We start from the raw sequence: 23,609 nt of genomic DNA on the forward strand, positions 1-23,609 counted from the left end.
CCGGATCACAGCTCGAAGCGGTCGCGCACCCGCGGTGCCGACGCCTCGGCATCGTCCGCCACCCACACCGGCCCCGGACCCGCGTTGCGCTTCCACCGCCGTGGCACCTTGTCCAGCGCGATGAACCACGCCGTCAGCCCGCCCTTCGCGTCGATGCGAAAGCGCAGAAAGCCCTTGTGGTCCTGGCCGTCCAGCGCCGAGTAGCCGTTGTTGGTCAGGTAGCCGAGCCCTGACATGGCCGCCAGGTAGGTGCCGAAGATGAAGGCGCCCACCAGGCCGCCGGTGCTGAACATCAGCACGCCGACACCGACGGAATGCCAGATCAGGCCGCCCGTCGACCTGGGGTCGAACCAGCCCAGCTCGTGGATGAGCTGGTGTCCCCCGAACTCCAGGCTGTAGATGGCCAGCACGTGCACCAGCGCATGCAGCAGGCCCATGCCCCACATGATGAGCGCGCGGCAGATCGGGCCCACGGTGGGCGGCAGTTCGCCGACCGTCTCGCGGCCCATGGCGATACAGCCCACGGCCATCAGCACATTGATCAGGAAGCCCAGCGGGCTGAACACCATGGCCTTCAGCCACAGCGCGAGGACATGCCCATAGTCGTCCATGCCGAAGCGCCACAGCGGCTGGAAGCCATCGTCTTCGAATGACGCGACGAAGGGCATGGAGTTCAGGTAGGCGTTGAACCAGTACAGCGCGCCCAGCAGCACGGCGAACCAGGCGTTGCCGCCGCGGCCGCTGGGGTCGCGGCGGAACAGCGCCAGCAGGTTGCTCACGCAGCCGCCCTCGGAGGCCGCCTTGGCCGGGTAGGCCGTGGCTTCCACGCGCTCGAAGACGCAGCCTTCCTCGTCCTGCTTCGCCGTCAGCCCGATGCGCAGCGCGGGCCGCGACGTGGGCGGCTCGGGCGGGATGCAGTCGCTCGTGTCGAACTCCTGCAGCCGCACCGGCCGCGTGGTGGGCTTGGTGTGCGTGGGGTGCGTGAACGCACCGCCGGTGCCGCAGACGACGAGCCGGCCCCAGTTCACCGAGTCCCAGCGCAGGTAGTGGTGCAGGTCGCCGGCCAGCCGCAGCTTCACGCGGGCGCGCAGCAGGCCTTCCAGCTTCTGGTAGCGCTTGGGGTGGCTGGGGTCGGCGTTATCGCCGATGGGCCGCGTCCAGTAGGGCTCGGGGTAGATGAGGACGACGCGGTCCTCGGCCGTGATGTGATGCGTGTGGCCATCGGTCGTCAGGCCCTTCTCGCTCAGCAGCGCCTCGAACTGCTCGTACTGGTCGCGGTCGATGTCGTGGTCCAGCGCGAAGTCCAGCCCCAGCGCCCACCAGCCCTGCGGCAGCTTCACGCAGAAGTAGGTCTGTCTCTGCGGGATCTTGGCGCCCAGAAGCGGCGCGGAGTCCTTGCCGCGCGTGAAATAGCGGCTGAAGGTGGATGCCGAGTCCATCCAGTCGTGGTTCTGCGGAATGGCGGCCAGCGTCAGGCGCCGGCCGCGCACGCAGCTCGGCTCGTAGCTGTTGTGCACTGCCTCGAACATCTCGACGAAGCGGTAGCGGTAGTCGTGCGTGCTGGCGGCCGGGTAGGCCAGATCGCCGCCGAACAGCAGCAGCTGGCCGCGCGGCAAGACCTGCCCCTCCAGCACCAGCTCGTTCTTCAGCGCCGCGCTGGCGACGGCGTAGCAGGCGTTGCCACCGTCGCCGGTGTCGGCGATGAAGTCGAACCAGCATTCGCCCGCGTGAGCGCCTTCCGCCTCGGGCCGGCTGCGGTCTATGACCTTCATCGGCGTGGGCTGGCTCTCGCGGCCGTCGCGGTTGCGCAGCTGGTCCAGCGAGGACAGCACCTGGCGCGCGGCGGTCCACAGCACGTCGGGCTGGTACCAGGCGACCGGGTGGCGTTCGTGCGGCGGCTGCGAACGGCCTAGCGGTTGGGAGGGCATGGCCGCGGATGATCGTCGCCGCGCCGGGTGCGATCAAGCCGGGCGAGTACGGTGGCCGGCGGCGGCCTTGTAGGCGTTGATCTCCGCCGCCACCTCGGCGGGGTCCATGACGTCGGCGAGCCGCGCGAAGCCGTCCGGCGCCAGCGCCTCCACGCGGTCCAGGATGGCGTCCAGGCCTTCCTTGCGGTTCATCTCGACGATGCGGGCGCACAGCGGCCCGCGTTCGTCCTCGTAGGCGGCCAGCGCGTCGTCAAGGTCGGCGTGATCGGCCAGCGCGCCGGCCAGCGCCTGCGCGTCCATGATGGCCTGCGTCGCGCCGTTGGAGCCGATGGGCACCATGGGGTGGGCCGCGTCGCCCAGCAGCGTGGACGGGCCCAGCCGCCAGCGCGGCAGCGGGTCGCGGTCCACCATGGGCCACTCCAGCATCTGCTCGGCGCGCGTGATGAGGCCCGGCACATCCAGCCAGTCGAAGCGCCAGCTGCCGAAGGTGGGCAGCAGGTCGCCCAGCTGGCCCGGCCGGCTCCAGTCGGCGCGATCGGGTGCGGTCAGGCCCGGTACGGGCTCGCGCATGCGGCGGTCGGCGATCCAGTTGATGAGCTGCAGGCCGTCCGCGCGCGGCGTGCTGATCGGGTAGACGACGAATTTGGCGCGGCTGTGGCCGGCCTGCACCATCGTGCGGCCATCAAGAAAGGGCGGCGCCCAGGTCGTGCCGCGCCACATCATCACGCCGCGCCAGCAGGGCGGGCCTTCGTCGGGTGCCAGGCGCTTGCGCAGCGCGGAGTGCATGCCGTCGGCGCCGACGATGAGGTCCGCCGCCTGCTCGCGCGGGCCATCGGCGGTTTCAATGAGCGCCACGTTGCCGTCGCGCACGCCCACCACGCGCTGGCCGCTCAGCACGGTCAACTTCGCGCCGGCCACGCGCCACAACATCATCTGCAACTCGCCACGGTGCACGCTGAACTGCGGGTGGCTGTAGCCGCCGTAGACGCCGCGCGCGTCGCGGTGGATGGCCTGGCCGTGCTTGTTGGCGAACACCAACGCCGAAGTCTCCACGGCCATGCCGCGCAGCGCGGGCAGCAGGCCCAACTCGTCCAGCACGCCCACCGCATGCGGCAGCAGGTTGATGCCCACGCCCAGGGGTTTGGGCTCGCGAACGGCCTCCAGTACGGTGACCTCATGGCCCCGCGCGTGCAGCGCCAACGCTGCCGTCAACCCGCCGATGCCGCCGCCTGCGATGAGCACTTTCATGGCTTTAGGGTAAGCGAGATGGTTGCACTGTGCAACTAAAACTAACCTGTAGACGTGACCAAGACCGACAGCCCCGATCCCGAAGGCCTGATGCTGCCCGTGCCCGGCGTGGACTACGGCGCGCTGGACGGGCTGCTGGGCTATGCGCTGCGCCGCGCGCAGAACGCGCTGTACCTGGACTTCTACCGCGCCACCGCCGAGTGGGACGTCAGCCCGCAGCGCTTTGCAGCGCTGGTGCTGATCGCCCGCAACCCCGGCATGCGGCAAGGCCTGCTGGGCCAGGCCATGGGCCTGCACCGCAGCGGCGCGCTGCGCCTGACCGACTGGCTCACCGCGCAAGGCTGGGCCGAGCGCCGCGACGCGCCCGACGACGCGCGCGCCTGGGGCCTGTACCTCACCGCCGCCGGCAAGCGCCGTCTTGCGAAACTGGAGGCCGCCGTCGCCGAGCACGACCGCGCCCTGCTGGCCGCGTTGGGCGAGCAGGGCGCTGCATTGAAGGCCGGGCTGGAGCGCCTGGCCTGGGTCGCCACCGCACAGAACACCGCCCCCGACAACAAGCCAAGGAGACAGAAACCATGATGGACCGACGCCACATCCTTGCCGCGCTCGCGGCCGCACCGTTCGCCGCTCGCGCGCAAGGCCAGCCACCGCGCATCCTGGTCGGCTTCCCGGCCGGTGGTTCGGTGGACACCACGGCCCGCCGCTTCGCCGACTTCGCGCGCGGCAAGCAGGCCGAGACGGTGCTCGTCGAGCAGAAGGTGGGTGCCGGCGGCCGCATCGCCATCGCGGCGTTGAAGGACTCAGCACCCGACGGGCAGACGTTGCTGCTGAGCCCGTCGTCCATGTTCACCATCTACCCGCACGCCTATCGCAAGCTGGCCTACAACCCGGCGGCCGACTTCATCCCGGTGGCACCGCTGGCCTTGTCCACCTGCGGCTTCGGCGTGGGCCCGATGGTGCCGGGCACCGTGAAGACGCTAGCCCAGCTGGCCGACTGGCTCAAGGCCAATCCCGACAAGGCCGCCTACGCATCGCCGGCCGCCGGCGCGATGCCGCACTTCCTGGGCAACCAGTTCGAGCATGCGGCTGGCCTGAAGCTGACGCACGCGCCCTACCGCGGAGCGGCACCCGGCATGCAGGACCTGATGGGCGGCCAGATCGCGTCCGGCTGCTTCTCCATCGGCGACTTCCTGCCGCACCTGGCCTCCGGCCGCGTGCGGCTGCTGGGCGTGACGGACAAGGCCCGCTCGCGCTTCGCGCCCGACGTGCCCACGTTCGAGGAGCAGGGCTTCAAGGGCATCGTGGGCGTGGAGAGCTACGGCCTGTTCCTGCCGGCCAGGACGCCGCAGGCCGCGGTCGACAAGCTGGCCGACATCGCCCGCGCGGCGGTGCGCGAACCGGCCGTCATCGAGGCGCTGGCCAAGCTGGGGTTCGAGCCGCTGAGCCTGGGCTCGGCGGACTACACGAAGCGGCTGGCGGCCGAGCGCGAGTACTGGGGACCGGTCGTCAAGGCCTCGGGCTTCTCGTCGGACGATTAGGGCCTGTTCGCGCTACGGGGAGCAGGCCCTAGCATTGCCGCTCCATTGAAGGAGCTGCCCCCATGCCCTGGCGCCGCCTGGCCGTTGCCTTTGCTGTCTGCCTGACTCTCTCTCATCCCGGTGCCGCGCAAGCGGCCACCGACACCGTGCGCCTGCACGCGCTGCTGACCGAGCAGCGCTACGCCGACGCACGACCCGAGCTGGATGCGCTGCTGCGCGCCGAGCGTCCGGCAGCGTCCGAGCGCACCGTCATCTACCAATGGCTGTTCGCCCGCGACGACGGTGCCGCCATTGACCGCCGCACGCACCAGGTGCTGGTCGACGTGCAGGTCGACGCAGTGGACCTGCTGGCCGCCGGCCGGCTGGCGCTGGACCGGCGCGACTTCGAGCGCGCCCGGCAATGCTTCGAGCGCGCGCTGCGCAAGGCCACGCGGCCGGCCGAGCAGGCCGAGGCGCTGCGCGGCCTGGGCCAGCTTCACTACCAGCTGCGCGAGTTCGACACATCGTTGCAGCTGCTGGAGCGCAGCCTGGCCGCCCAGCGCACGGCCGATGGCCTGGTGGCGCTGGCCGACACGCTGGTGCGCCTGGGTCGCGCTGCGGATGCGACCACCGCAGCCGAAGAAGCCGTCGCCTTGAACCCGCACCATGAGGCCGGCCACTACCTGCTGGGCAACGGCTATGTGCGCGAGAACTACACGCAGCTCGCCGCCCGCCTGGGCGACCAGTTCCCGGTGCTGCTGGCCGATGTGCGGCGTGCGTCCGACGCGTTCGAGCAGGGCCGCTTCGATGACGCGCTGGCGATCAGCCTGGCCGTGCTGCAGCGCTGCCCGCAGCTGGGCCGCGCGCATGCCATCGCCGCCAAGGCGCTGGAATCGCAGCGCTTTGCCATCGACGTGCACCGCGCCGACTACGAACGCCGGTTCGCCGCCACGCCGATGCCGGTGGTGCCGGGTATCGAGCGCTATGTGCTGAACTGGAAGGACTTGTCGCCGCGCCACCAGAAGCGCGTGGCTTTGTCCGTTGCGCCTTGGAAGGCCTTCATCCCGGTGTTGCTGGAAGGCGGCGCGACGCACTTCATCAAGCCGATGTGGATGCGGCTGTCCGAGACGCCGCAGGCCCATGCGCTGAAGGATGCGCGCATCGACTACGACTCGCGGCTGTGGGACGACGTGCGCGGCATGGGCGGCCACTTCACCGTCACCGGCATCGAGGACGTGGAGCGCAACATCTTCGACAAATACAACACCGTGCTGCACGAGCTGACGCACCAGGTGCACGGCGTGCTGACGGCCAACCAGTCGCGCGAGATCGAGGCGCTGTACCAGAAGGCCAAGGCGCGCGACGCGAAGACGCGCAACGGCTTCCTGTCGCGCTACGCGGGCGGCTCGGTGTGGGAGTACTTCGCCGAGGGCGCCAACGCCGAGATGTCCCCGAGACGCGACGCGTTCGATGGCCGCGAGATCGTGCGCGAGCGGCTCGTGCAGATGGATCCGGCGCTGCGCGCGCTGGTGAAGCGCTACTTCGCGCTGCGCGACACGCGGGCCAGCCTGCCCATCGCGCTGGTCAACGCCGGCAACCAGAAGCTGGAAGACGGCAAGCTGACGGATGCCACGCCGCTGTTCGAACGCGCGCTGGCGCTGGCTCCCGGCGACGAGAGCGCGCTGAACGCGCGGCTGTACGCGCTGGCGCTGGAGGGCAACGCGGCGCGCGAGCTGTCGGCGCGTGCGCTGGCCCGCCATCCGCGCAGCGGTCAGCTGCATGTGAGCGCGGCCGATGCGTTGTGGCATGGCGGTGCACCGCTGGCCGCCGAGGTCGTTCCCGCGCTGGCCCGCGCGCTGCCGGCGCTGAAGGGTGAGGACGCCTTCCGCGTGAACCTGGCGCTGGCGGACCATCACCGCCGGCTTGGCAATGTGACGGAAGCGCTCGCTGCGTACGACGCCGTGCTGGCCTACCAGGGCGACCAGCCCGAGGCCTTGTGGGGCCGGGCCGCCACGCTGGCGCTGGCCGGCCGCTGGGATCAGGCCTTCACGCAGTACGACGCGGTGCTGCGCCTGCGCACGGGCCTGCTGCCGCTGCGCCGCAGCTATGCGCTGGACCTGCTGCTCGCCGGCCGCACCGCGCCGGCACGCGAGCAGGTCAAGGCCGCCCTGCTGCTGGACCCACGCGACCCCGACACGCTGGCGCTGCAGGCCTGGCTGGCCCTTGTTGACGGCGATGCCGCCACCGCGCAGCGGACCGCCGACGACGCGCTGGCGCTGGGCAACTGGTCCGACCTGGCCACCATCGTGCGCGCGGTCGCGCTGCAGAAACAGGGCCAGCCGGAGGCCGCGGCCGCCACGCTGGCGCCGCTGAAGCAGCGCATGGCCAGCGCGGCGCCGCCGCGCTATGTCTACCGCCCGATCAAGTCCAGCTGGCAGTCGGTGCATGAACTGCCCGCCAGCGAGCGCCGCGTGATGGAGCTGCTGATCAAGTGACGGCCCTGCTCAAGCGCCTGGAGGCGGCCCACCTGAACGGCCTCAGCGTCGCGCTGGGCGTGGCGGCCACCCACATCGGTGTGGGTCTGGCCTTTGGCGAGACGGCTGGCCTGGCGGCCGTGGGCGGCGCTGTCTGCGCCAGCCTGACCGACGTGCCCAACCCGCCGCAGCGCGTGTTCAAGCGCGTGCTGCCGGCCGCGTTGGCATCGGGCGCGGTGACGCTGCTGGTGGGCCTGACGCACCATTCGTTGGCGACCACGGTGGCGCTGGTCGCCGTCGTCGGCTTCCTGTCGCTGATGACGTTGGCCTGGGGCCTGCGCGCCGGGCCGCTGTCGTTCGCGCCGGTGCTGGCGATGGTGTTCGCGATGGCCTGGGACCGCACGGCCGGCAGCACGTCGCCGTGGCTGCATGCCGCCTGGGTGACCGTGGGCGGCTGCGTCTACGCGCTGTGGGCGCGCGGCGCGGCTGTGGTGCTGCGCCACCGGCTGCGCGAGCTGGCGCTGGTGCAGGCGCTGCGCGCGACCGAACAGCGCGTGCGCTCGCGCGCAGAACGCATTGCCGGCGCGGTGGGTGGCGAGCAGGCGCGAATCCGCGCGTCCATCGCCGACGACGTGCTGCTGGCCGACGCGCTGCAGGCCGCGCGCGACCAGGTGTTCGCCGCGCGCCCGTCGCCGCGCAGCCGCCGCCAGACCGACCTCGTGCTGGGCCTCATCGAGGTGCGCGACCTGCTGCTGGCCAGCCGGCTGGACACCGAGCTGCTGGGCCAGGACTTCCCCGGCCGGCAATGGCGCTCGGCGCTGGCCGACACGCTGCGCCAGCTGGCCGTCGCGCTGGCCGGGCTGGCCGACGCCATCGCCTTCGACCGGCCGCTGCCCGAGGTGTCCGTCGATGCCTGGCGCGCAGCGCTGGCCGCACGGCTGGCCGACGTCAGCGCGCCGCCGGGCGATTCGCGCAGTCATCTCGTGTCGGCGCTGCAGTCGCGGCTGGGTCACATGATGGACGACGTGGCCGCGATGGTGGCCCGCCAGGCCCGGCTTGACGATGTGGACAGCCCCTGGACGCCCGAGAAGCTGGCCCCCTTCGTATCGCCCGAGGGCTGGCCGCTGACGGCGCTGAAGGCCCACCTGAACCTGCAGTCCAACGTGATGCGCCATGCGCTGCGCTCGGCGCTGGCGCTGTCGTTTGCCTACTGGCTGGGCGCGATGTTGCCCTGGGCGGCACACCCGTTCTGGCTGATGCTCAGCGTGGCCGTGGTGCTGCGCGGCAACCTGGAGCAGACGCTGTCGCGCCGCAACGAACGCATCATCGGCACCGTGCAGGGCTGCGTGCTGGTGATGCTGCTGGCGCATGTGGAGTGGGTGCCGGCGCTCAGCATCATCTTCATCGCCGCGGTGGGCACCGCGCATGCGTACGTGAACCGCCGCTACCGGGTGGCCGCCACGGCCGCGACGCTGATGGCGCTGCTGCAGCCGCTGATGCTGGACCCCACCAGCCACCCGTTCATCGGTGAGCGCCTGGCCGACACCGTCATCGGCGCAGGCCTGGCCTGGCTGTTCAGCTTCGTGCTGCCCAGCTGGGAACGCGCCGCCGTGCCGCGCCTGGCCGAGCAGCTGCGCGGCGCGCTGGCCCGGCATGCGGGCAACATGCTGCAGTGGCGGCCCAGCGCCGACGCGCAGCTGGCCCAGCGCGCCTCGCGCCAGCAGGCCTACACAGCGCTGGCCGCGCTGGCGGCCGCCGCGCAGCGCACGCGCGTGGAGCCCGAGAGCGTGCGGCTGCCCGAGGCCGAGATCGAGTCCGCGCTGAGCCATGGCTACCGGCTGATGGCGCTGCTGGGCGCCGTGCAGCACCAGGTACAGCGCCGCGCCGACCGGCTCGATGAATCCCGGGCCCAGACCGCGCTGCCGCTGGCCCGCACCGCCTGCGTGGACGTGCTGAACGGCGCGCCCATGACCGGCACCGACCCGGCCGACATTCCCGACGGCGATGCCGGCGCCTGGCCCGAGCACCTGGGCCAGCAAGACTTGACGCCGTGGCTGCTGCGACGATTGCGGCTGGCCCGTCACGAGGCGCGCGAATTCGTCGCCGCCCTTGACCAGATGTCGACCCCTCGCCCAGTCTCGCCGCGCTGAACGCGGTCGAGCCTGGTCGGTCCCCCGAGGGGACGGCGATGCTCGCGGCGTTGAGCCACGAGCACATCGCCCGCGGGCCGGCTTGGGGCGGCCCGGCGCTCGCCCCGCGGTTAAATTCGTACAGCACCAAGGAGAAATGCAATGCCCATCCAAACCCGAGCCGCCGTTGCCTGGAAGGCCGGCGCCCCGCTGACCATCGAGACGCTGGACCTGGAAGGCCCCAAGGACGGCGAGGTCCTCGTCGAGGTCAAGGCCACCGGCATCTGCCACACCGACGACTTCACGCTGTCCGGCGCCGACCCCGAGGGCCTGTTCCCGGCCGTGCTGGGCCATGAGGGCGCGGGCGTCGTGCTGGAGAGCAAGGTGCCGTGGCTCAAGAAGGGCGACCACGTGATCCCGCTCTACACGCCCGAGTGCCGCGAGTGCAAGTTCTGCCTGAGCCGCAAGACCAACCTGTGCCAGTCCATCCGCGCGACACAGGGCAAGGGCCTGATGCCCAACGGCACGTCGCGCTTCTCGCTGAACGGGGAGCCCATCTTCCATTACATGGGCACCAGCACCTTCTCCAACCACATCGTCGTGCCCGGCATCGCGCTGGCCAAGATCCGGCCCGACGCGCCGTTCGATAAGGTCTGCTACATCGGCTGCGGCGTGACGACCGGCGTAGGCGCCGTGCTGTTCACGGCCAAGGTGGAGGCGGGCGCGAACGTCGTCGTCTTCGGCCTGGGCGGCATCGGCCTGAACGTCATCCAGGGCGCCAAGATGGTGGGCGCCAACAAGATCATCGGCGTGGACATCAATCCGGGCCGCGAGGCGATGGCGCGCAAGTTCGGCATGACCGACTTCGTGAACCCCAAGGACGTTGGCAACCTCGTTGACCACCTCGTGCAACTGACCGACGGCGGCGCCGACTACTCGTTCGAATGCGTGGGCAATGTGCAGCTGATGCGCCAGGCGCTGGAGTGCACGCACAAAGGCTGGGGCCGCAGCATCATCATCGGCGTGGCGCCGGCAGGCGCGGAGATCTCGACGCGACCGTTCCAGCTGGTCACCGGTCGGCATTGGGAGGGGTCTGCGTTCGGTGGTGCACGTGGGCGGACCGATGTGCCCAAGATCGTCGACTGGTACATGGACGGCAAGCTCAACATCGACGAGCTGATCACGCACAAGCTGAAGCTGGAAGACATCAACGAGGGCTTCGAGCTGATGCGGCGAGGGGAGAGCATCCGCTCGGTTGTGGAGTTCTGAGCTTGGTTTGTTGAGAGTCGCGGCTCATCGTTGCATTGCCGGGAGTCCGTCCCGGCGGCCGGGTAACTTTCTTCTGCGGCGCCAGAAGAAAGTCACCAAAGAAGAGGCGCTGAACCGCACCCCATCGCGCCGGCGCCAAGAGCGGCGCGCGAAAACATGCGCTCTCAGTCCGGGAAGACGCGACCCGCTGCGCTCTCGCGGCTGTCCCTGTGACGAGCGCCATCCATTGCCCCTTCACGCCGGTTAACGCCGGCCGCACGCCGGGCTCACCAGGCAATGCAACGTCGCTCGGGCGACGTGCCGTGTGCGTAGGTTGAGTGTCAACACCGCCGCCGGGCAGAACTCCCGGCAGCATGGGGGCGAGTCAAAAGGCTTTTCGCAAAGCACCCACGCCCTAAGGTCCAATGCCGGAAAGCGGCCACCAACCCACCTCATGAAACGACTGTCCCTGGCCCTGCTCACCACCCTCATGCCCTTCGCCATCGCCGCCGAAACACTGGTGTACGTCGGCACCGACACCGGCGGCGACAGCAAGGGCATCTACGTCTCCACGCTGGACGAGGCAACCGGCGCGCTGTCGCCGCCGCGGCTGGCGGCCGCGATCGGCAACCCGGGCTTCCTGGCCGTGCACGCAAGCAAGCCGCTGGTGTACTCGGTGGCCGGCAGCCGCGCCGCTGACGGGAGCTGGAAGGAAGAAGTTGCCGCCTTCGCCGTGCAGGGTGATGGCAGCCTGATGCTGATCAACACCCGGCCCTCGGGCGGTGGCGGCCCTTGCCATGTGTCCATCGATGCCAGCGGGCGCGTGCTGCTGCTGGCCAACTACGGCGGCGGCAACGTCGTGTCCTATCCCATCCAGGACGATGGCAGCCTGGGGCCGGCGGTTTCCAGTCTTCGGCACGAGGGGCGCAGCGTCAACGCGCAGCGCCAGGAAGCTCCCCACCCGCACGCGATCTACCCGGACCCGACGCAGACGCGCGCCTACGTGCCCGATCTCGGCATCGACAAGGTCATGATCTACCGGCTGGACGCCGCGAGCGGCCGCCTCTCGCCCAACGTGCCCGCCTTCGCCGCCACCGAGGCCGGCGGCGGCCCACGTCACCTGGCCTTCCACCCGAACGGGCGCCACGCCTACGTCGCGCTGGAGCTGACGTCCCGCGTGGCCGCCTACCGCGTGGATGGCGAGAGCGGCGCGCTGGATCTCTTTCAGACGGTCTCCGGCCTGCCTCCCTCCGCCAGTGCCGACGGCAACACCGCGGCCGAGATCCTGGTCCACGAGAGCGGCCGCTTCCTGTACGTGTCCAACCGCGGCCACGACAGCATTTCGGTGTTCGCCATCGATGCGCAGGACGGTTCGCTGCGCTTCGTGGGCGCCACGCCCAGCGGCGGGCGCACGCCGCGCAGCTTCGGCCTCGTGCCCGGCGGCCGCTTCCTCGTGGCGGCCAACCAGAACGGCGGCAATGTCACGGTCTTCCGCATCGACGCGGAGCGTGGCACCTTGTCCGCCACCGGCCAGCCACTGCCCATCGATCGACCCAAACACGTCCGCTTCCTGCGGCGCTGAACCATGAAAACTCTCAGCGAACACCGCGCCTTCAATGGCGTCCAGCGCTTCCTGCAGCACGACTCGGCCGAGATCGGCCTGCCCATGCGCTTCGCGCTCTACCTGCCGCCCGAGCCCAAGGCGCTGCTGGTCTTCCTCGCCGGCCTGACCTGCACCGAGGAGACTTTCACGATGAAGGCCGGCGCGCAGCGGCTGGCCAGCGAACTGGGCCTGGCGCTGCTGATGCCCGACACCAGCCCGCGCGGCGCCAACGTGCCCGGCGAGGCGGACGCCTGGGACTTCGGCGTCGGCGCCGGCTTCTATCTGGACGCGACGCGCGAGCCCTGGGCCAGGCACTGGCGCATGGAAAGCTGGTTGCTGAACGAACTGATCCCGCAGGTGCAGCGCGACAACGGCCTGGCGAAGGTGGGCCTGTTCGGCCACTCCATGGGCGGCCACGGCGCGCTGACGCTGGCGCTGCGCCACCCGGGCCGCTTCCAGTCGCTGTCGGCGTTCGCGCCCATTGCCGCGCCCATGCAATGCCCCTGGGGCCAGAAGGCGTTCAGCGGCTACCTGGGCGACGACAGGAGCGCCTGGGCCGCGCACGACGCGACCGAGTTGATGCGGGCGCAGGCGGCGGCACCCTACCCACAAGGCATCCTCATCGACCAGGGGCTAGCCGACAAGTTCCTCGCTGAGCAGTTGCACCCCGAGGCCTTCGAGGCCGCCTGTGATGCCGTGGCCCAGCCGCTGAACGTCCGCCGCCATGCCGGCTACGACCACGGCTACTACTTCATCGCCAGCTTCATCGACGACCACCTCCGCCATCACGCTTCAGGCCTGGCTTGATTGACTTCGCACGGTCGTGCTAAATTTGCGGCCATGGAAACCCGCACCGAGCGCGCCGAGACCACGCTGGCCGCCATCGTCGACACCGCGCTCGCCATGGCCGCCGCCGAGGGGCTGGAGAGCCTGTCCATCGGCGAGGTGGCCAAGCGGCTGGGGCTTTCCAAGAGCGGCGTGTTCTCCCGCGTCGGCTCGCGCGAGCAATTGCAGCTGGCCGTCATCCTGGAGTACGACCGGCGCTTCATGCAGGCCATCTTCGTGCCCGCGATGAAGGAGCCGCGCGGCCTGCCGCGGCTGGACGCCATCATGCGCCGTTGGGTGGCCCGCGCCACGACGACCGACCGCGCGCTTTCCTGTCTCTACACGGCCGGCGCCTTCGAGTACGACGACCGCGAAGGCGCCGTGCGCGACCAACTGATCGACGGCGTCATGCGGCTGCGCGCGGCACTGCGCCGTACCGTGCTGCAGGCCATCGAGGCCGGCCACCTGCGGGCCGACCTGGACATCGAGCAATTCGTCTTCGAGCTGGACGCGCTCTCCGCCGGCCTGCTGCGCGATGCGCGCTTCCTGCACGACCCGCGCATGCACGAGCGCGGCCTCAAGGCCTGGGAACGCCTGCTGGCCTCCGCGAAGACGCCCGGAACACCCCACTGAATTTTTTTGCCAACATATCGCACGGTCGTGCGAAATATGGAGCCTGCCATGAACACTCACAACCCCGCCGCCGCCTTCTTCGCCTCGCCCGCCGCCCGCGGCGTGGCGGCCCTGCTGCGCGGCGTGCACCGCGTGTCGCCCGACCTGGGCACGCGCATCGCGATGGGCCTGTTCTTCACGCCCATGCCCACCAAATGGCTGGCCCGCTCGCGCGCCGTGCCGCGGCCCTGGGTGGAGCGGCAGCTGCCCTTCGAGGGAGGCCATGTCAGCGTGTGGCAGCGCAGCGACCTCGAACCCGGCCGCCCCAAGGTGCTGCTGACCCACGGCTGGGCGGGCGACGCGCAGCAGATGCGCGCGCTGGCCGACACGCTGGCCCAGGCCGGTTTTGAGCCGGTGCTGCTGGACCTGCCGGCGCACGGCCGCAGCAGCGGCTGGCGCAGCAACCTGTTCCAGTGGGTGCGCGCGTTGTTCGCCGTGACGGCGCGCTTCGGTCCGTGGGAGGGCGTCGTCGCGCATTCGCTGGGTGCGCTGGCGATGTCGCATGCGCTGGCCCGCGGCCTACCGGTGCGGCGCGTGGCCCTGGTGGCGCTGGCGCCGCCGCCCATGCAGTTCCTGCAGTGGTTTGCGCAGGCCATGGGCACGCCTGAGAGCCTGGCCACCGGCATGCGCGGGCGCTTCGAGCGGCGCGAGGGTGTGTCGCTGGGCCATTTCGAGCCGGCCTGGCTGGCCGAGCGCGTGGAGCAGCCCACGCTGATCGTGCACGACCGCGGCGACGTGACGGCACCCATCGCCGGCAGCGAGACGCTGCTGGCCGGGCTGCCAAGCGGCCGTCTGCACGTGACAGAAGGGCTGGGCCATCGCCGTTTGCTGAGTGATCCGGCCGTGATGCAGCAGGTCGCCGCGCACTTCGCTTGAACCGGGAGGGGACAATGCCGGCATGGCTGTCCTTTCTCTCACCAACGCCCACCTTGCTTTCGGGCATGTCGCCCTCCTCGATGGCGCCAACTTCGCGCTGGAAACCGGCGAGCGCGTCGGCCTCATCGGCCGCAACGGCACTGGCAAGTCCTCGCTGCTGAAAATCCTCGCCGGCATCGAGAAGCTCGACGACGGCCTGCTGCAGCAACAGCAGGGCCTCACCAACGTCTACGTGCCGCAGGAGCCCGAACTGCGCGGCGACGCGACCATTTTCGACGTCGTCAGCGAGGGCGTGGCCGAGGCCAAGTCGCTGCGCGAGCGCTACGAGCGCCACGACGAGAACGACGACCTGGCCTGGGTGCAGGAGCGCATCGAGCACATCGGCGCGTGGAACTGGGAGCAGCGCGTCGACGAGACGCTGCACCGCCTGGGCCTGGACGGCTCGCGCCTGGTGGGCAGCCTGTCCGGCGGCCTGAAGAAGCGCGTGGCGCTGGGCCGCGCGCTGGTGGCCCAGCCCGATGTGCTGCTGCTGGACGAGCCCACCAACCATCTGGACCTGGACGCCATCACCTGGCTGGAAGGCCTGCTGAACGACTTCAAGGGCTCGCTGCTGCTGATCACGCACGACCGCCAGTTCCTGGACAACGTGGCCAACCGCATCGTCGAGCTGGACCGCGGCCAGCTGCGCGGCTACCCCGGCAACTTCGCCGCCTTCCAGGCCGCCAAGGCCTACGAGCTGGAGAACGAGGCGCTGGCCAACGCGCGCTTCGACAAGGTGCTGGCGCAGGAGGAAATCTGGATCCGCAAGGGCGTGGAAGCCCGCCGCACGCGCTCCGTGGCCCGCATCCAGCGGCTGGAGGCCATGCGCCTGCAGCACGCGGCGCGCCGCGACGTGCAGGGCAAGGTCAGGCTGGACATCGACACCGGGCATAGCAGCGGCAAGATCGTCGCGGAGCTGGAGGACGTGTCCAAGAGCTTTGGCGACCGGCCCATCGTGCGTGGCTTCACGTCCACCATCCTGCGCGGCGACAAGGTGGGCCTGATCGGCCCCAACGGCGCCGGCAAGACCACGCTGCTGAAGATGATCCTCGGCGAGCTGCCGCCCGACAGCGGCACGGTGCGCCTGGGCTCGCGCCTGACCGTCGCCTACTTCGACCAGATGCGCGACACGCTGAACCTGGATGCGACGCTGGCCGACACCATCAGCCCCGGCTCGGAGTGGATCGAGATCGGCACGCAGAAGAAGCACGTGAAGAGCTACCTCGGCGACTTCCTGTTCTCGCCGGCGCGGGCCAACTCGCCGGTGCGCACGCTGAGTGGCGGCGAGCGCAACCGCCTGCTGCTCGCCCGCCTGTTCGCGCGCCCGGCCAACGTGCTGGTGCTGGACGAACCCACCAACGACCTCGACATCGAGACGCTGGAGCTGCTGGAAGAACTGCTGGCCGACTACGACGGCACGGTCTTCCTCGTCAGCCACGACCGGCGCTTCCTGGACAACGTCGTCACGTCCACCATCGTCTACGAGGGCGATGCGCGCTGGCGCGAATACGAGGGCAGCGTGGAGGACTGGCTGACGCAGTCCAAGCGCGCCGCCGCGTTGCAGGCCAAGGCTGCGCCTTCGGTGGCAGCGCCGACGCCGCCCGCGCCGGAGCCGGCTCCCGTCGTCGCCACCAAGCGCAAGCTCAGCTACAAGGAACAGCGCGAGCTGGATGAGATCCCCAAGCAGATCGCCGCGCTGGAGGCCGAGCAGGTGCAGCTCAATGCGCTGCTCAACGGCACGGAGCTGTACACGCAGGGCGCCAAGCGCATCGCCGAAGTCACCGAGCGGGCCGGCGACATCGACGCCGAACTGCTGGAGCTGATGGAGCGCTGGGAAGTGCTGGAAGCGAAATGAGTGGGCCCCTCGCCCCAATCCTATGCCGCTGAACGCGGACAGGCCTGGTCGGTCCCCCAGGGGAACGGCGATGCGCGCGGCATCAAGCCGCGAGCACATCGCCAGACGGGCCGGCTTGGGAGCGGCCCGGCGCTCGGCCCGCAGGCTGGTGACCATGGAGCATTGACGTGAATGCCTTGAACCACGAATGGCTGGCGCTGCAGAGCCAGCACGAGCGCTACGAGGCGCTGGCCTTGGGCGTGAAGCTGGCCGCGTTCGCGGCCTGCCTGCTGGTGCCGGACATCACGCTGGCGCTGTGCCTGATCGCGCTGCTGTGGCTGCAGGAAGGTGTGCTGAAGACCTTCCAGGGCCGCGTGGGCGACCGGCTGCTGGTCGTCGAGGCCGCGCTGAAGTCGGGCGAGGGTGTGGCGATGCAGCTGCACAGCGACTGGCTCGCCAGCCGCCCCGGCGGCGCCGGCCTGCTGCTGCAGTACCTCAAGAGCGCACTGCGCCCGACGGTGGCGTTGCCCTATCCGCTGCTGATGGGCCTGGTGGCGGCCTTCTAGGCCGGTCGCAGCTTTTCCAGCGGCACAAAGCCCGGCTGGCCTTTCAGCTGCACGACGGTTTCGCCGTGGCGGTGCACCACATGCTGCGCCACATGCACGGCGCCTTGGTAGCGGACCTTGTCACCGGGCTTGATGACCGGCTGCGGCGGCAGCACGGGCAGCACAGGGCGCGCCGCCGGTTTGCGCGAGCTGGTGGACTGCTTGGCCAGCGCCTCCAGCGCCTGGGTCATCTTCGTCTTCAGCTGGTCGGCGGTGAAGGGTTTCTTCAGCAGGAAGCGGGCGCCATGCGCCTCGGCCTCGAACTCATGCTCGGGCGTCACGTCGAAGCTCAGCAGCGCCAGGTGCAGGCCAGGCTGCGCATCACGCAAACGCTGATAGAGCTGAGGGCCGGTCAGCGTTGCTTTGGCAAACCAGTCGGTGATCAGGAACTGCGGCTTGAAGACCAGGCCCTGGGCCAGCGCCGTGTCGGTGTCGGCGCAGCACAGGATGCTGTCGGCGGGATGGCCCAGGCTTTGCAGCAGTTGCCGCGCAAAGGTCTGCACGCCGGCCAGGGCGTCTACAACGAGGAATTTCACGGGATCGTTCGGTATTCAGGAGCCGCCGCAGCGCGGCTTCCGGGCGGCCCGCATTCTGCCGTCCGCTACAGAGGCTGCCTGTGACAAACGCCGCGATGAGTGAGAAGTTTTTGGCTGCCTGACAGGCTCCCGAAAAGGGTGGGCATCCCTTCGCTGTCAGGCAGCCGCGGCGCGACCGCGCAGCTCGTCCACCGCGGTGCGCAGCGCCCGCCAGAACGCCGGATCCTGCGACGTCGCCATGTTGACGCGCATCAGCGAGCCTGGCGCCCGCGTGGCGCTGAACAGCGCGCCCGGCGCCGTCAGCCAGCCGGCGTCCAGCAGCGGCTGGGCCAGGCGCTCGCTGTCCACGCCCACGTCCAGCCAGCCGAACAGGCCGTCCGGCGGCGCGGCCCACGCAAAGCCCTGGCGCGCCGCCAGCGCCGCCACGCGTTGCCGGCCCTGTGCCAGCCGCTCGCGCAGCCGCTGCGCGTGGCGGCGCAGCCGGCCCTGCTCCATGCACAGCGCGACGGCGCGCTCCAGCACGGGCGAGCTGGTCAGGCCGTCCAGCAGCTTGATGTCGGTCAGCGCGGTCAGCTTCTCCGGCGCGGCGGCCAGATAGCCCACGCGCCAGGCCGGCGTCAGCACCTTGGAGAAGCCCGACACATAGGTCACGCGGCGCAGCCCGTCCAGCGCGGCCAGTCGTGGCAGGTGCTCGGGCGCGAGGAAGCCGTAGCTGTCGTCCTCGACGATGTGGAAGTCCAGCTCGTCGGCCAGCCGCAGCAGCTTGTGCGCGCCGGCCAGGTTGAGGCTGTGGCCGGTGGGGTTGTGCAGCACCGAGACGGTCAGGTAGGCGCGCGGTGCGTGCTGCGCGGCCAGCGCGGCCAGCACGTCCAGGTCAGGCCCGTTGGCGCCGCGCGGCACCGGCAGCAGCCGCATGCCGGCCTGTGTCAACCGCGCGAACATGATGGCCCAGCCGGGGTCGTCCACCAGCACCGCGTCGCCGGGCTGCAGCTGCGTGCGGATCAGCAGGTCCAGCGCATGCGTGGCGCCGTTGGTGGTCAGGATCTGCGCGGGCGACGCATGGATGCCCAGGTCGGCCAGCCGGTGCGACAGCGCGTCGCGCAGCCGCGCATCGCCGCTGGGGTCGCCGTAGCTGACCTGCAGCCCGTCGCCATCGCCCAGCCGGCGCAGCGCCGACTGCAGCAGCGCCGGGTCCAGCCAGTCGGCCGGCAGCGTGCCCAGGCCCGGCGAGCGCGCAGCGTCGGCCTCGAACATGCCGCGGATCAGCGCGGTCGCGTCCATGGGCGCCTGGCGCGGCACCGCACCGGCGGGCCGAGGGCTGCGCGCGCTGGTGGCCGGACGTGACTCGCGCACGAAGAAGCCGCGCTGCCGGCGCGCCTCCAGCAGGCCGGCAGCCTGCAGCTGGTCATAGGCCGCGACGACCGTGTGCGGGCTGACGCCGTGCTGGCGCGCGCATTCGCGCACGGACGGCAGGCGGGCGCCCGGCAGCAGCAGGCGTTCGCGGATGCGCTGCGCATAGCGCTCGGCCAGTTGGTCGGCCAGCGGTTGGCTGGCACCGCGCAGCAGCGGGGGATGTGTACCGGTGGGCATGGCGATACAGATTCGTGGTCTGAGTGGCTGACTGTACCGGTGCTGTATTGCTCGCTGTGCCTAGACTGGGCTCATGTCAGGGTTATCCACCTCTTCCTCCACGCTGTCGACCACGTCGGCCTCCGATGCGACGCGCGGCCTGCTGCTGGGCGTTGCTGGCGTGCTGATGTTCGCGCTGAGCATTCCGATGACGCGGCTGGCCGGCGGCAGCGACGCGGCGCCGCAGCTGGACCCGGCCTTTGTCGCCTTCGGGCGCGCGGCGGTGGCGGGGTTGCTGTCGGTGGCCTACCTGCTGCTGACCGGCGCACGCCGGCCGCGCGGGCGCGAGTGGGGGCTGCTGGCCTTCACGGCCGCGGGCGTGGTGTTCGGCTGGCCGCTGCTGCTGGGCTTTGCGGTGCGGCATGTGGATGCGGTGCATGCGTCGGTCGTGTCCGGCGTGCTGCCGCTGGCCACGGCCGTCATCGGGGCGCTGGCGTTGCGACAGCGGCCCAGCCTGGGGTTCTGGGCCTGTGCGCTGGCGGGGTTGGCGCTGGTGGTGGGCTTCGCAGCCTGGCGTGGCGCGGGCGGGGTGGAGATGGCTGATGGTTTGCTGCTGGGTGCCGTGGTCTGCGCATCGGCGGGCTACATCAGTGGCGCGCGCCTGTCACAGGCCTTCAGCGCCGAGCAGGTGATCTGCTGGGTGCTGGTCATCAGCCTGCCCGTCACCGTGCCGCTGGCGGTGGCGACGCGGCCGCTCGAGCCGGTCGCCGCGTCGGCGTGGTGGGGCTTCGCCTATGTGTCGCTGGTGTCGATGTGGATCGGCTTCTTCGCCTGGTATCGCGGCCTGGCGCTGGGCGGCACGCTGCGGGTCAGCCAGGTGCAGGTGATGCAGCCCTTCCTGTCCATGCTGTTCGCCGTGCCCTTGCTGGGCGAGCGGCTGGACGCGATGACGGTCGTCTTCGCCGTCGCCGTGCTGGGCGTGGTGTGGGTGGGCAAGCGGCAACCGGTGAACTGAGGAGACAGATCATGGACGATGGATTCACGACGCGGCTGGGAGCCGGGCAGGCGCTCACGCTGGCCGCGACCCGCGCGCCGCGCCGGCTGCAGGTGACGCACGGGTTGCTGTGGGTGACGTTGACCGGCGGCAGCGACGACCACTGGATCAGTGCCGGCGAAGGCCTGACGCTGGCGGCTGGCCGCGAGGCCGTCGTGGAGGGCTGGCCCACGGCGGCCTTCCAGCTGCTGCAGCCGGCGCCGAGCCGCTGGTCCGCGCCCGTGCGGCGCCCCACGCTGGCGGCCGCCTGATGAAGACGCTGGGCGTGCTGGGCGGCATGAGCTGGGAGTCCACCCAGCATCTGTACGCGCTGTTGAACCGCGGCGTCGCCGCGCGGCTGGGCGGCCTGCACAGCGCGCAGCTGGTGCTGCACAGCGTGGACTTCGCGCCCATCGCGGCGATGCAGGCGGAGGGTGACTGGGCCGAGGCCGCGCGCGTGCTGGGCGAGGCCGCCATGGGCCTGCGCCGCGCCGGCGCCGAGGCGCTGCTGATCGCGACGAACACCATGCACAAGGTCGCCGCCGACGTGGAGCGCGCGGCCGGCCTGCCGGTGCTGCACATCGTCGACGCGACCGCCGAGGCCTTGCGCGCCGCCGGCGTGAAGCGCGCCGGTCTGCTGGCCACGCGCTTCACGATGGAGCAGGGCTTCTACCGCGACCGCCTGTGGGAGCGCTTCGGCATCGAGGCCATCGTGCCCGACGAGGCGGGTCGCGCCGCCGTGCACCGTGTCATCTACGAGGAGCTGTGCCGCGGCCGCTTCGAGCCGGCGTCGCGCGAACTGCTGCGCGCGCAGGTCGCTGCGCTGGCCGATCGGGGGGCGCAGGCCGTCATCCTGGGCTGCACGGAGCTGGGTCTGCTGCTGCCGGCGGGCTCTCCCGCCGCGCTGCCGCTGTTCGACTCCACCGACTTGCAGGCCCGTGCCGCGGTCCACTGGATGCTAGGCTGATCGCTTCAAGAATTCTTTTCCGAGACAACCATGACCACCGTCTGGACCCAGGCGCGGCGTGCCGCGCGCATGAACCCGTCCATCATTCGCGAGATCCTCAAGGTCACCGAGAAGCCTGGCATCCTGTCCATGGCCGGCGGCCTGCCCAGCGCGGACACCTTTCCGGTCGACGCCATCAAGGCCGCCTGCGACCGCGTGCTGACTAACACGCCGCGCGAGGCGCTGCAGTACGCGTCCAGCGAGGGCTATGCGCCGCTGCGCGAATGGGTGGCCGCGCGGGTCGCTTCACTGGGCATGAAGGTTTCGCCCGACCAGGTGCTGGTCACCAGCGGCTCGCAGCAGGGGCTGGACCTGGTGGGCAAGATCCTGTGCGATGCCGGTGCGCCGGTGGCCGTCGAGACGCCCACCTATCTGGGCGCTCTGCAGGCCTTCACGCCGTTCGAGCCGCTGTTCGCCAGCCTGGCCAGCGACGAGCAGGGCCCGCGCCCCGAGGCCATCGCGGCGCTGCCGCACGATGCGCCGGGCACGCGCTTCAGCTATCTGCTGCCCAACTACCAGAACCCCACCGGCCGCGTGATGGGCGCCCAGCGCCGCGCCGAGGTCGTCGAGGCCTCGCGGCGCGCCGGCGTGCCCATCGTCGAGGACAACCCCTACGGCGACCTGTGGTTCGACGAGCCGCCGCCGGCCTCGATGTCCAGCCTGTGGCCCGAGGGCTCGCTGTACATGGGCTCGTTCTCCAAGGTGCTGACGCCGGGCTTCCGCCTGGGCTACGTCATCGCACCGAGCGAGCTGTACCCGAAGCTGCTGCAGGCCAAGCAGGCCGCCGACCTGCACACGCCCGGCTTCAACCAGCGCGTGGTGCACGAGGTCGTGAAGGACGGTTTCCTGGACAGCCATGTGCCGTCCATCCGCGCGCGCTACAAGGCCAACCGCGACGCGATGGCCGACGCGCTGCGCAAGCACCTGCCGGCCGGCTGCGAGTGGCAGTCGCCGCAGGGCGGCATGTTCTTCTGGATCCGCCTGCCCGCGGGCCTGGACGCGATGGCGCTGCTGCCGCGCGCGGTGGATGCCGGCGTGGCCTATGTGCCCGGCGCCGCCTTCTACGCGCACCAGCCCGACCCGCGCGCGCTGCGCCTCTCCTTCGTCACGCTGACGCCAGACCTCATCCATGAAGGCGTGGAGAAGCTGGGCCGGCTGCTGCACGAGGCGCTGGAGCCCGCGATGGAGCACGCGCCCTGATGGAGGGCTACCGCCTCAGCTTCGCGCCCGCGGACATCGACGCGGGCGCGGCCCATGCCTTCCTGCGCGGCGCCTACTGGTGCGAAGGCATTCCGCTGGCGACGGTGCAGCGCGCGATTGAACATTCGCTGTGCATCGCGCTGCTGGCCGATGGGGCAGGGCAGGTGGGCTTCGCGCGTGTGGTCACCGACCGCACGACCTTTGCCTATCTGTGCGACGTCTATGTGCTGGACGCGCACCGCGGCCGCGGCCTCGCGACGTGGATGGTGCAGACGCTGATGGAGCATGCCGACCTGCAAGGCCTGCGCCGCTTCATGCTGTTCACCAAGGACGCGCAATCGCTGTACGCGCCGCGCGGCTTCACGCCGCTGGCCACGCCGGATCGCGGCATGGAAATCGTCAAACCCGGTCTTTATTTGAAGCAACCATGACTCAATTGCGCCGCTTTGCCCAGGTCGATGTGTTCACCGCGCAGCCGCTGAAGGGCAATGCGCTGGCCGTCGTCATCGACGGCGCGGGCCTGTCCGACGACGAGATGGCCGCGTTCGCGCGCTGGACCAATCTGTCCGAGACCACCTTCCTGCTGCCGCCCACCGACCCCGCGGCGGACTACCGCGTGCGCATCTTCACGCCCGGCGGCGAACTGCCGTTCGCGGGCCACCCGACGCTGGGCAGTGCGCATGCCTTCCTGGCCAGTGGCGGCGACGTGAAGAAGCCCGGCGAGGTCGTGCAGCAATGCGCCATCGGGCTGGTGCGCGTGAAGCGCGACGGCGCGCGGCTGGCCTTTGCCGCGCCGCCGCTGAAGCGCAGCGGACCGGTCGGCGCGGCCGAGCGGGCGCAGGTCATCGCGTCGCTGCGCATCGCGCCCGAGGCGCTGCTGGACCTGGTCTGGTGCGACAACGGTCCCGGCTGGATGGCCGCACGCCTGCCCGACGCGGCCAGCGTGCTGGCGCTGCAACCGGACTTCGTCGCGATGCAGGGGCTGAAGCTGGGCGTCGTCGGCGCGCATCCAGCGGGCGGCGAATGCCAGTTCGAGGTGCGTGCCTTTGTGCCGGACCTGGGCATCCCCGAGGACCCCGTCACCGGCAGCCTGAATGCCGGGCTGGCGCTGTGGCTGCAGGAGGCCGGCCTGGCGGGCGACCGCTATGTGGCAGCCCAGGGCGCGGCGCTGGGTCGCGCGGGCCGCGTGCATGTCGTGCGCGATGGCGAGGCGACCTGGATCGGTGGCGATGTGACGCCGTTGATCCACGGGCAGGTCAAGCTGTGA

The 23,609-nt window shown here is 70.8% G+C and carries 21 protein-coding genes; 17 read left to right on the forward strand and 4 right to left on the reverse strand.

Annotated features, from left to right (window positions below):
* Positions 1-5: 5 nt before the first annotated feature.
* Positions 6-1,928, reverse strand: a complete 1,923-nt coding sequence (locus J2X21_RS09370; RefSeq protein WP_310327668.1) for a hypothetical protein — start codon at positions 1,926-1,928, stop codon at positions 6-8.
* Positions 1,929-1,961: 33 nt separating this feature from the next.
* Positions 1,962-3,176: a flavin-dependent oxidoreductase gene (locus J2X21_RS09375; RefSeq protein WP_310327670.1), complete on the reverse strand. Its 1,215-nt coding sequence runs from the start codon at positions 3,174-3,176 to the stop codon at positions 1,962-1,964.
* 54 nt (positions 3,177-3,230) lie between these two features.
* Here J2X21_RS09375 and J2X21_RS09380 point away from each other — a divergent pair, with 54 nt between their 5' ends.
* The 11 genes from J2X21_RS09380 to J2X21_RS09430 all read left to right on the forward strand — a co-directional run bounded on the left by J2X21_RS09380 (position 3,231) and on the right by J2X21_RS09430 (position 16,959).
* Entirely contained in the window at positions 3,231-3,755 is a 525-nt protein-coding gene (locus tag J2X21_RS09380; RefSeq protein WP_310327672.1) for a MarR family winged helix-turn-helix transcriptional regulator, read from the forward strand.
* Positions 3,752-4,714, forward strand: coding sequence for a Bug family tripartite tricarboxylate transporter substrate binding protein (locus J2X21_RS09385; RefSeq protein ID WP_310327674.1), 963 nt, complete (start codon positions 3,752-3,754; stop codon positions 4,712-4,714). Before J2X21_RS09380 ends, J2X21_RS09385 begins: the two co-directional genes overlap by 4 nt.
* Before the next feature lie 62 nt (positions 4,715-4,776).
* On the forward strand, positions 4,777-7,188 hold the full coding sequence (locus J2X21_RS09390) for a tetratricopeptide repeat protein (RefSeq protein WP_310327676.1): 2,412 nt from the start codon (positions 4,777-4,779) through the stop codon (positions 7,186-7,188).
* On the forward strand, positions 7,185-9,317 hold the full coding sequence (locus tag J2X21_RS09395; RefSeq protein WP_310327678.1) for an FUSC family protein: 2,133 nt from the start codon (positions 7,185-7,187) through the stop codon (positions 9,315-9,317). Before J2X21_RS09390 ends, J2X21_RS09395 begins: the two co-directional genes overlap by 4 nt.
* A gap of 147 nt (positions 9,318-9,464) precedes the next feature.
* Positions 9,465-10,565: an S-(hydroxymethyl)glutathione dehydrogenase/class III alcohol dehydrogenase gene (locus tag J2X21_RS09400; protein WP_310328339.1), complete on the forward strand. Its 1,101-nt coding sequence runs from the start codon at positions 9,465-9,467 to the stop codon at positions 10,563-10,565.
* Positions 10,566-10,998: 433 nt separating this feature from the next.
* Positions 10,999-12,126, forward strand: coding sequence for a lactonase family protein (locus J2X21_RS09405; protein WP_310327680.1), 1,128 nt, complete (start codon positions 10,999-11,001; stop codon positions 12,124-12,126).
* A 3-nt stretch (positions 12,127-12,129) separates the two neighbouring features.
* Positions 12,130-12,954: an S-formylglutathione hydrolase gene (fghA, locus tag J2X21_RS09410; RefSeq protein ID WP_310327682.1), complete on the forward strand. Its 825-nt coding sequence runs from the start codon at positions 12,130-12,132 to the stop codon at positions 12,952-12,954.
* 33 nt (positions 12,955-12,987) lie between these two features.
* Positions 12,988-13,605, forward strand: coding sequence for a TetR/AcrR family transcriptional regulator (locus J2X21_RS09415; RefSeq protein ID WP_310327685.1), 618 nt, complete (start codon positions 12,988-12,990; stop codon positions 13,603-13,605).
* Between the two features lie 48 nt (positions 13,606-13,653).
* Positions 13,654-14,520: an alpha/beta fold hydrolase gene (locus tag J2X21_RS09420; RefSeq protein ID WP_310327687.1), complete on the forward strand. Its 867-nt coding sequence runs from the start codon at positions 13,654-13,656 to the stop codon at positions 14,518-14,520.
* 22 nt (positions 14,521-14,542) lie between these two features.
* Complete coding sequence (locus J2X21_RS09425; RefSeq protein WP_310327689.1) at positions 14,543-16,414, forward strand: ATP-binding cassette domain-containing protein; 1,872 nt, start codon at positions 14,543-14,545, stop codon at positions 16,412-16,414.
* Positions 16,415-16,581: 167 nt separating this feature from the next.
* The gene (locus tag J2X21_RS09430) at positions 16,582-16,959 is read left to right on the forward strand and encodes a hypothetical protein (protein WP_310327692.1); all 378 of its coding nucleotides are present in this window, start codon (positions 16,582-16,584) and stop codon (positions 16,957-16,959) included.
* Here the strand turns inward: J2X21_RS09430 and J2X21_RS09435 are convergent.
* Together J2X21_RS09435 and J2X21_RS09440 are read right to left on the reverse strand one after the other, a co-directional pair.
* Complete coding sequence (locus J2X21_RS09435; RefSeq protein ID WP_310327695.1) at positions 16,956-17,534, reverse strand: response regulator; 579 nt, start codon at positions 17,532-17,534, stop codon at positions 16,956-16,958. The genes J2X21_RS09430 and J2X21_RS09435 overlap by 4 nt on opposite strands.
* Before the next feature lie 156 nt (positions 17,535-17,690).
* Positions 17,691-19,124 carry an aminotransferase-like domain-containing protein gene (locus tag J2X21_RS09440; protein WP_310327698.1) on the reverse strand — a complete coding sequence of 478 codons (1,434 nt, stop codon included), beginning with the start codon at positions 19,122-19,124 and terminating at the stop codon, positions 17,691-17,693.
* A 73-nt stretch (positions 19,125-19,197) separates the two neighbouring features.
* Between J2X21_RS09440 and J2X21_RS09445 the strand changes: the two genes are divergently transcribed.
* From J2X21_RS09445 to J2X21_RS09470, 6 genes are read left to right on the forward strand one after another with little or no spacing between them, the layout of a single operon-like run.
* On the forward strand, positions 19,198-20,118 hold the full coding sequence (locus tag J2X21_RS09445; RefSeq protein ID WP_310327700.1) for a DMT family transporter: 921 nt from the start codon (positions 19,198-19,200) through the stop codon (positions 20,116-20,118).
* Positions 20,119-20,129: 11 nt separating this feature from the next.
* Positions 20,130-20,408 carry a DUF2917 domain-containing protein gene (locus J2X21_RS09450; protein ID WP_310327703.1) on the forward strand — a complete coding sequence of 93 codons (279 nt, stop codon included), beginning with the start codon at positions 20,130-20,132 and terminating at the stop codon, positions 20,406-20,408.
* On the forward strand, positions 20,408-21,103 hold the full coding sequence (locus tag J2X21_RS09455; RefSeq protein ID WP_310327707.1) for an aspartate/glutamate racemase family protein: 696 nt from the start codon (positions 20,408-20,410) through the stop codon (positions 21,101-21,103). The genes J2X21_RS09450 and J2X21_RS09455 overlap by 1 nt, the downstream gene beginning before the upstream one ends.
* A gap of 30 nt (positions 21,104-21,133) precedes the next feature.
* Positions 21,134-22,342, forward strand: coding sequence for an aminotransferase-like domain-containing protein (locus J2X21_RS09460; RefSeq protein ID WP_310327709.1), 1,209 nt, complete (start codon positions 21,134-21,136; stop codon positions 22,340-22,342).
* Positions 22,342-22,773 carry a GNAT family N-acetyltransferase gene (locus J2X21_RS09465; protein ID WP_310327711.1) on the forward strand — a complete coding sequence of 144 codons (432 nt, stop codon included), beginning with the start codon at positions 22,342-22,344 and terminating at the stop codon, positions 22,771-22,773. The genes J2X21_RS09460 and J2X21_RS09465 overlap by 1 nt, the downstream gene beginning before the upstream one ends.
* Complete coding sequence (locus J2X21_RS09470) at positions 22,770-23,609, forward strand: PhzF family phenazine biosynthesis protein (protein ID WP_310327712.1); 840 nt, start codon at positions 22,770-22,772, stop codon at positions 23,607-23,609. The genes J2X21_RS09465 and J2X21_RS09470 overlap by 4 nt, the downstream gene beginning before the upstream one ends.

It is taken from the genome of Roseateles asaccharophilus, assembly GCF_031458115.1.
GTDB classification, from domain to species: domain Bacteria; phylum Pseudomonadota; class Gammaproteobacteria; order Burkholderiales; family Burkholderiaceae_C; genus Pelomonas; species Pelomonas asaccharophilus_A.